Raw genomic sequence first — 7,693 nt, 5'->3', positions numbered from 1 at the left:
CTCCTGATCCCCTGCGGGCGGCGCGGGAGACCTGACCGACCCGGCGGCGACGGCGTGCGATCCGCGCACCGTCGCCGCCGTTCGTCGTGTGGGGCACCGGTGGTCGACGTCGGAGGCGGCGGGCGCCCTCGGCACGGGCTGCACAGGACGCACGGGACGCTGCGGGACGCACGGGAAACACCGGACGCTGCGGGACGCTGCGGGCCGGGATCGTACCGGCTCTCCGGCCGCCCCGCCCCTCGCCGGACCCTCGCCGGTGGGTGGACGAGGGTTGCCGGTGCTGGTGACGGCCGGGTCGAGGTAGTCCTGTCGGGATGTTTACTCTGTGCTACCAGGATGTTACGCGGATACGATGTGCGGGCTTTTTGCCCTGGGCCGATCATCAGCGGCCCGCCGTGTTTCGCCCGGGCCGTGGCCTTCGCCTCGACCGCCCGGATGGGAGGGTCAGTGGCCATCCGCGTCGTCGTCGTGGAGGGGATGGGGCTGCTGCGGGGGGCGCTCAGCGCCGCGTTGTCCCGCCAGCCGGACATCGAGGTGGTCGCCGAGGCGTCCGATGTGGCCGGATTGGCCGAGGTGGTGGGGCGGGCCTGCCCCGACGTGGTGGTGCTCGGCCTGCCCCCGGAGACCTCGCCGCAGGGCGTGGCGGAGATCGCCGACCTGGGGCGGGCGGCGTCCGGTGCGGCGGTGCTGGCACTGTCCACCCGATGGAATCCCGCCCTGCTCAGGGCCGCCGTCGCCGCCGGGGTACGGGGTTTCCTGGGCAAGGACGGGCCGGTCGACGAACTGGTCCAGATGGTGCGTACGTCGGCGGCGGGGGAGCGGGTCATCGATCCACGCGCCGCCGTGGCCGCCCTGCGCCCCGCCGCCTGCCCGCTGACCCGGCGGGAACTCGAGGTGTTGCGGATGGTCGCGGAAGGGGTGCCGCTGAAGGAGGCGGCCGAACGCCTCTTTCTGGCGCACGGCACCGTCCGTAACCACCTCTCCGCGATCCTGCACAAGACCGGGACCCGCAACCGGGTGGAGGCGATCCGTCGAGCACAACGTGACGGCTGGCTGTGACCTGCCCGTTCACCGGTACTTCCGCTCACCGAGCGGTCGGCCCCGGGTCGTGCTGCAATGGTGACGACCCTGGTGCGACCCCTCGGACGCCGGTGACGACACCACCGGCGCGTACCCGTGAAAGGCCACCGTGATACGCACCCTTCTCGCGCTGGACGGCACCCTGGTCCGCGGCGCGCTGGCCCTCGTCCTCGACGCGCAGCACGACATCCGGGTGGTGGCCGCACTGGACTCCGGGGACCCCGTCCACCCCGGGCTGTGCGAGCATCGCCCGGACGTGGCCGTCGTCGACGTCGGCCTGCTCGACGCGGACGCCACCCCGGTCGGTGGATGTCCGGTCCTCCTGCTGGCCGAGCCCCGTCGAGCCCGGCAGGCCTGCGACCTGCTGGCCCGGGGGCGTACCGTCGGGATCCTCGGCACGGGAGTGGCCCCACAGGCCATCGTCGACGGGGTGCGGCGACTCGCCCGGGGCGAGCCGGTGGTCGACGCCGACCTCGTCGTCGCCGCCCTGGCCGAGCCCGGGCCGTTGAGCCCCCGGGAGGCCGAGATCCTGGCGATGACCGCCGCCGGACATCCGGTCCCCGAGATCGCCAGGTCACTGTTCCTGTCCCCGGGGACCGTCCGCAACCATCTCAGCCGGGCGGTCGGCAAGTGTGGCGCGCGGACCCGGGTGGAGGCCGTGCGGATGGCCCGCGAGGCGGGGTGGATCTGAACGGGACGTCACGAACCGGACGCGGGGGGCGTACCCTCCACAGCGGACGAAGCGATCCCGCCCCGGCCCCCAGGACGACGCATGAGCGAGCACCGCGTACCCCGATCCGGTCCGGACGACACGGATCCGGTCGTCCCCCCGACCCTCTGGTACACCACACCGGCGGCCGACTGGGAGACGGGTTCACTGCCGATCGGCAACGGTGCGATGGGCGCGTGCGTGTTCGGCGGGCTCGGTACCGAGCGCCTCCAGTTCAACGAGAAGACCCTGTGGACCGGCGGCCCCGGCTCCGCCGACCTCCCCGACGGCGGCTACGACAGCGGCAACTGGCCCCGGGACCGCCCCCGGGCGCTCACCCGGGTACGGGAGCGCATCGACAGCGACGGGCAGGCCGATCCGGAGTGGGTGGCCGGCGAACTCGGCGGGCCCCGCACCGGCTTCGGGGCGTACCAGAGCTTCGGTGACCTGCTCGTCGAGGGCCTGGCGGTGGTCGGGGTGGGGGACTACCGCCGGTGGCTCGACCTCGCCGACGCGATCGCCGGGGTCGGCTACACCAGCGCCGGGGTGCGGCACACCAGGGAGTTCTTCGCCAGCCACCCCGACCAGGTCGTCGTGGCCCGGTTCGCCGCCGACACCCCCGGCCGGGTCGACTGCGTCGTCAGGCTCGCCACCCCCGACAACCGCACCGGGCGGACGACGGCCGGCGACGGGCGGATCACCTGCTCGGGGCGGCTCACCGACAACGGGCTGCGCTACGAGGCGCAGGTCCAGGTGCTCGCCGACGGCGGGACCCGGACCGACGGCCCCGACGGGACGGTGACGGTCCGGGGTGCCGACGCGGTGCTGCTGATCCTGGCCGCCGGCACCGACTACGCGCCGACCTTCCCGGACTACCGGGGGGACGACCCGCACCCCGGGGTCGGTGCCCGGGTCGACGCGGCGGTAGCCCGGGGGGACGCCGAGCTGCGCGTCCGGCACGTCGCCGACCACGGTGGACTCTTCGACCGGGTACGTCTGCACCTCGGACAGGCCGCACCCGAGGTGCCCACCGACGAGCTGCTGCACCGCTACCGCGCCGGGGTCGCCGGCCCGGCCCAACGGCGCGCCCTGGAGGCCCTGCACTTCCAGTACGGCAGGTACCTGCTGATCGCCTCCTCCCGGGCCGGTTCCCTGCCGGCGAACCTGCAGGGGGTCTGGAACGACTCGACGGCGCCCCCGTGGGCGGGGGACTACCACGTCAACGTCAACCTCCAGATGAACTACTGGGCGGCCGAGACCACGAACCTGACCGAGACCGCCACCCCCCTGTTCGACTACGTCGAGGGGCTTGTCGCCCCGGGGGAGCGGACCGCCCGCCGGTTGTACGACGCCCCGGGCTGGGTGGTGCACAACGAGACCACCCCGTACGGCTACACCGGGGTGCACGACTGGGCTACCGCCTTCTGGTTCCCCGAGGCCGGGGCCTGGCTGGCCCGGCACCACTGGGAGCACTGGCTGTTCACCGGTGACGAGGACTTCCTGCGGGAGCGGGCCTGGCCGTTGCTGCGTTCACTGGCCCGGTTCTGGCTCGACGTCCTGGTCACCGATCCCCGCGACGGTGCGCTGGTGGTCAACCCGAGCTACTCGCCCGAGCACGGCCCGTTCACCGCCGGGGCGGCGATGTCCCAGCAGATCGTGCGGGACCTGTTCGGCAACGCCCGGCAGGCGGCCCGGCTGGTCGGGGTCGACGACGAGTTCACGGCGGCCCTCGACGCGGCCCTGGACCGACTCGACACCGGGCTGCGGGTGGGGTCCTGGGGGCAGTTGCAGGAGTGGAAGCACGACGCCGACGACCCCGACGACACCCACCGACACGTGTCGCACCTGTACGCGCTGCACCCGGCCGACCACCTCGACCCGGACCGGGATCCGGAGCTGGTCGCGGCGGCCCGCAGGGCGTTACGGGCCCGGGGTGACGGGGGAACCGGGTGGAGTCGGGCCTGGAAGATCAACTTCTGGGCACGGCTGCGCGACGGCGACCACGCCCACCTGATGCTCGCCGAGCTGCTCGCCGGGAGCACCCTGGACAACCTCTGGGACACCCACCCGCCGTTCCAGATCGACGGCAACCTGGGCGCGACCGCCGGGGTGGCGGAGATGCTGGTGCAGAGCCACCACCGGGCGGTCCACATCCTGCCCGCCCTGCCCGCCTGCTGGCCGCACGGGTCGGTCAGCGGGCTGCGCGCCCGGGGTGACGTGACAGTCGACCTGGTCTGGGCCGACCACCGGCCGACCACGGTCACCCTGCACGCCGGGCGGACCGGCCCGATAGTGGTGCGGGGCCTGCCCACTGCCACTGTGACCGGCCCGGACGGCACGGTCCGACCCGCCGCCGCCGACGGGGCACTGCTGCGGATCGACGCCGTCGCCGGTGAGCGCTACCTGCTCACCTCGACCGGGTCGGGCCGACCGGTCCAGTGGGAGACCAGGTCACTGTAGGTCGGTGACACCGACAGCAGGTCGGCGTGTGCGCCGAGCACCGGTCGGTCGCCGTCGAGCAGCAACACCCGGCGGGCCCGCAGTGCGGAACTGATCCGGTGGGCCACCACCACCAGGGTCCCGGGGCGGTCGGCGAACGCGGCCTCCACCACCGCCTCGACGGCCGGGTCCAGGTGGCAGGTCGCCTCGTCCAGGATCACCAGGGGAGCGGGGGCCAGCCAGGCGCGGGCCGCCGCGACGAGTTGCCGCTCCCCGGCGGAGAGCCGGGCCGGGTCGACCGGACCGGAGGGCCCGCCCAGCCGGGCGGTGACCGGGGCCGCCCCGACCGCGTCCAGCGCGACGAGTACCGCCTCGTCGTCGGCGTCCGGCCGCAGGTAGCGCACGTTGTCGGCGAGGGTGCCGGTGAAGACGTACGCCTCCTGCGGGACCAGGACCCGCCGCCTCGCCAGCACCGGCGGCGGTGTGCCCCGTACCGGCGCACCGGCCACCTCCACCGTCCCGGTCTGCGGGTCCACCAGCCCCGACAGCAGGGCCGCCAGGGTGGACTTGCCCACCCCGCTCGGTCCGACCACGGCCAGGTGGTCGCCCTCGGGCAGGGTCAGCGAGAAGTCCACCAGGACCGGCCGGGCCCCCGCTCCGTGGCGGAACGACACCCGGTGCAGCCGGGCCGCGACCCCGGCCCCCGCCGGCGTGGCGGTGACGGACGCCGACCCGCCCGACCCGGGGGGCGGCGGGGTGAGGGCCGTGGACGGCGGGGGCGGTGCCGACTCCGGGGCGACGCTGGTGCGCAGGATCCGGTCCAGGGTCACCACGTAACGCAGACCCCCGCCGCCCACCCCCTGGACCAGGGCGTGCAGGGCCGGTTGCAGGCCGGTCCCGACGTACACCAGGGCACCGAGCACCTCCCCGGCGGTGAGCCCCCGTTCGACAAGCCACGGCGCGGCCAACAGCAGCACCGCCAGGGGCAGCCACCCACCGACGCCGAGACTGACGCTGCGCAGCGCCGTCATCCGGGCCAGGGTGCGTTCGGCGGCGGCCTGGGCGGCCACCTCCCGACCGACCCCGGACACCACCCGGTCGCGGGCCCCGCAGGCCAGGACGTCCCGGTGCCCGGCCAGGACGGTCGCCGCCGACCGGCCCAGCGCCTCCCCGGCGCGCACGTAGCGGCCCTGGTGGCGGACCATCGCCGGGAGGGTCACCGCGAACACGACGAGGCCGGCGCCGAGCGGGACCGCGACCAGGGCCGCCACCACCGGTGCCAACGCCAGCAGCCCCAACAGGGCCGCACCCCCGGCGAAGAGGAACCCCCGGACCACCATCAGCAGCCCGCCGAAGGTGTCCCGCACCACCTCCACCTGGTGGGTCAACCGGGCCACCGCCGCACTGTCCGGCGGGGCGGCGGTCCGGGTCGCCGTGGCCAGGGTCGCCCGCACCACCCGGGCTACCAGCTCGTCGCGGAACGGCTCGACGACTGCGCCGAGGCGGCTGTGGACCCGGCCGGTGGCCGCCGCGCCGACCAGGACCGCCACCGCCGCCGCGCCGAGCCAGGACAACCCGGTGCCCGGCCGACCGGCGAGGAAGCCCTCATCCACCGCCCGGGCCAACAGGTAGCCGGTGAGCAGTGCCGGGAGCGCCTCCAGCGCCGACCAGCCGGCCAGCCCGGCGAGGGCGCGGCGTCGGTCGCGCAACGCCCGCCACGTCACCACTCCCACCCCGGCCGGGCCGCTCACAGCCGGTCCCCGTCGCCGCCGAACACCGCCCGGTAGGCCGGGTCGGACCACAGCCGCCGGTGCGGTCCGAGACCGCGCAACCGCCCGCCGTCCAGCCAGGCCACCACGTCCGCCGCCGCCGCGGTGGCGGCCCGGTGGGTGACGATCAGTCGGGTACGCCCACCCGCCCCGGCGGTCAACGCCTGCGTGACCCGGTGCTCGGTGGCGGTGTCCAGGCTCGACGTGGCGTCGTCCAGGATGAGTAACCGTTCGGCGGCGAACGCCCTGGCCAGGCCCAGCCGCTGCGCCTCACCGCCGGAGAACGGGGCCTCGTCGGTGCGGGTACGGAACCCGTCGGGAAGTCGGGCGACGCAGTCGGCCACGGCGGCGTCCCGGGCCGCCTTCGACACCGGCGCGCTGGCCGGTCCGGCACCGTCCGGGGCCACTGCCGACGGAGCGGGTAACGCCAGTCCGATCGCCTCGTGGACGGTGGCCCCGACCAGCACCGGCCGGTCGAAGGCGTACCCGACGGCGGCGCGTAGCGCCTCGTGGTCGAGCCGGGGCAGCGGCACCCCGTCGAGGGACACCTCACCGGTGTCCGGGTCGTACAGCCGACCCGCCACGGCGGCGAGGGTCGACTTGCCCGCACCCGACGGTCCCACCACGGCGACGGTGGTGCCGGCGGCGACAGTCAGGTCCACCCCGTGCAGGATCGGTCGACCGTCGGCAGCCAGTACCCCCACCCCCGCCAGTCGGAGCGTGCCCCGCCCGGGTGGCAGGGCCGCGCCACCGTCCCCGGGGGGCGGTTCGGCGAGGACCTCGGCCACCCGTCCGGCTCCGGCCCGGGCCCGGACCAGCCTGTTCATCCCGGCCAGGACGGTGCCGAGGCCGGCACCGAGGGCGGCGTAACGGACCGCGGCGACCAGTTCGCCGGGAGTGAGCCAGGCGGCGGTCAGGGCGTACCCGCCGACCGCGACGACTGTCAGGTTCAGCAGCGGGGCGACGGTGGCGGTCCGGGTCGCGGCACGGGCCAGCAGCCGCCAGCTCTCCTGGCCGTGTCCGCGCAGCTGCGGCAGGCTGTCCAGGGCCCGGTCGACCTCCCGGTCGGTGGTCGCGGCGGCGGCGACGGTACGGGCCCCGGCCCCGGCCTCCACCAACCGACCGGCGATCACCCCCAGGGTCCGCTGGTACGCCCCGACGACGGCGCTGGCGTCGGTGACGAAGGTCCGCATCAGCACCGCCATCACGGCGAGGCCGGCCAGCAGGGTCAGTCCCAGCACCGGTTCGATCAGCGTCAACGCGACGACACTGCCCACCGGGGGCAGCAGGGCCACCCCCGCCAGCACCACGGCGACCCCCGCCCCGCCGGTGTCGGCTGCCTGCCCGACGAGGCGGCCGACCAGGTCGCCGACCTGGTGCCTGCGGACCTGACGGACGTCGAGGTGGAAAAGGTGGTGCAGCAGACGGGTGCGGATCCGGGCGGTGGCCCGGGCGGTGGCGTACCCGCCGGTGAGGTCGCCCAGGGTGTCGGTGCCGATCAGGACGACCACCAGCCCACAGACGGCCACCGGCCACCAACCGACGCCGCCGTCGAGGGCGGCGTCCACTGCCAGGCCGAGCGCGGCCGGCAGCAGCAGTTCGGCGACCGCCCCGGTCAGGGCGACCACCGCCAACCCGACGGTCCAGCCGCCACCGGCGCGGACCGCCCAGCGCAGCCGGTGGTCGGGCCGGGCGG

Annotated in this window: 5 protein-coding genes; 3 read left to right on the top strand and 2 right to left on the bottom strand. The window is 75.4% G+C overall.

Annotated features, from left to right (window positions below; all coding sequences use genetic code 11):
• Nucleotides 1–447: 447 nt before the first annotated feature.
• From ABT336_RS26025 to ABT336_RS26015, 3 genes are all read left to right on the top strand, one after another.
• Nucleotides 448–1,059: a response regulator transcription factor gene (locus ABT336_RS26025; protein ID WP_350900022.1), complete on the top strand. Its 612-nt coding sequence runs from the start codon at nt 448–450 to the stop codon at nt 1,057–1,059.
• A 130-nt stretch (nt 1,060–1,189) separates the two neighbouring features.
• Nucleotides 1,190–1,771, top strand: a complete 582-nt coding sequence (locus ABT336_RS26020; RefSeq protein WP_350900020.1) for a response regulator transcription factor — start codon at nt 1,190–1,192, stop codon at nt 1,769–1,771.
• A gap of 81 nt (nt 1,772–1,852) precedes the next feature.
• Nucleotides 1,853–4,249: a glycoside hydrolase family 95 protein gene (locus ABT336_RS26015; RefSeq protein WP_350900018.1), complete on the top strand. Its 2,397-nt coding sequence runs from the start codon at nt 1,853–1,855 to the stop codon at nt 4,247–4,249.
• On the opposite strand, the gene ABT336_RS26010 is transcribed toward ABT336_RS26015, so the two are convergent.
• On the bottom strand, nt 4,189–5,979 hold the full coding sequence (locus tag ABT336_RS26010) for an ATP-binding cassette domain-containing protein (protein WP_350900016.1): 1,791 nt from the start codon (nt 5,977–5,979) through the stop codon (nt 4,189–4,191). The two genes, ABT336_RS26015 and ABT336_RS26010, sit on opposite strands and share 61 nt — an antisense overlap.
• A partial coding sequence (locus ABT336_RS26005) for an ABC transporter ATP-binding protein (RefSeq protein WP_350900014.1) occupies nt 5,976–7,693 on the bottom strand: 1,718 nt, incomplete at its 5' end. The genes ABT336_RS26005 and ABT336_RS26010, both read right to left, overlap by 4 nt.

The sequence above is a fragment of the Micromonospora sp. NPDC000207 genome, assembly GCF_040300925.1.
In the GTDB taxonomy this organism is placed as follows: Bacteria; Actinomycetota; Actinomycetes; order Mycobacteriales; family Micromonosporaceae; genus Micromonospora.
The sequence above is the reverse complement of the archived record's forward strand: the minus strand, read 5'-3'. Positions and strand labels throughout refer to the sequence as shown.

What these genes read in the sequence shown, in the direction of transcription:
- ABT336_RS26015 (WP_350900018.1), top strand. Translation starts at nt 1,853, where the DNA reads ATGAGCGAGCACCGCGTACCCCGATCCGGTCCGGACGACACGGATCCG.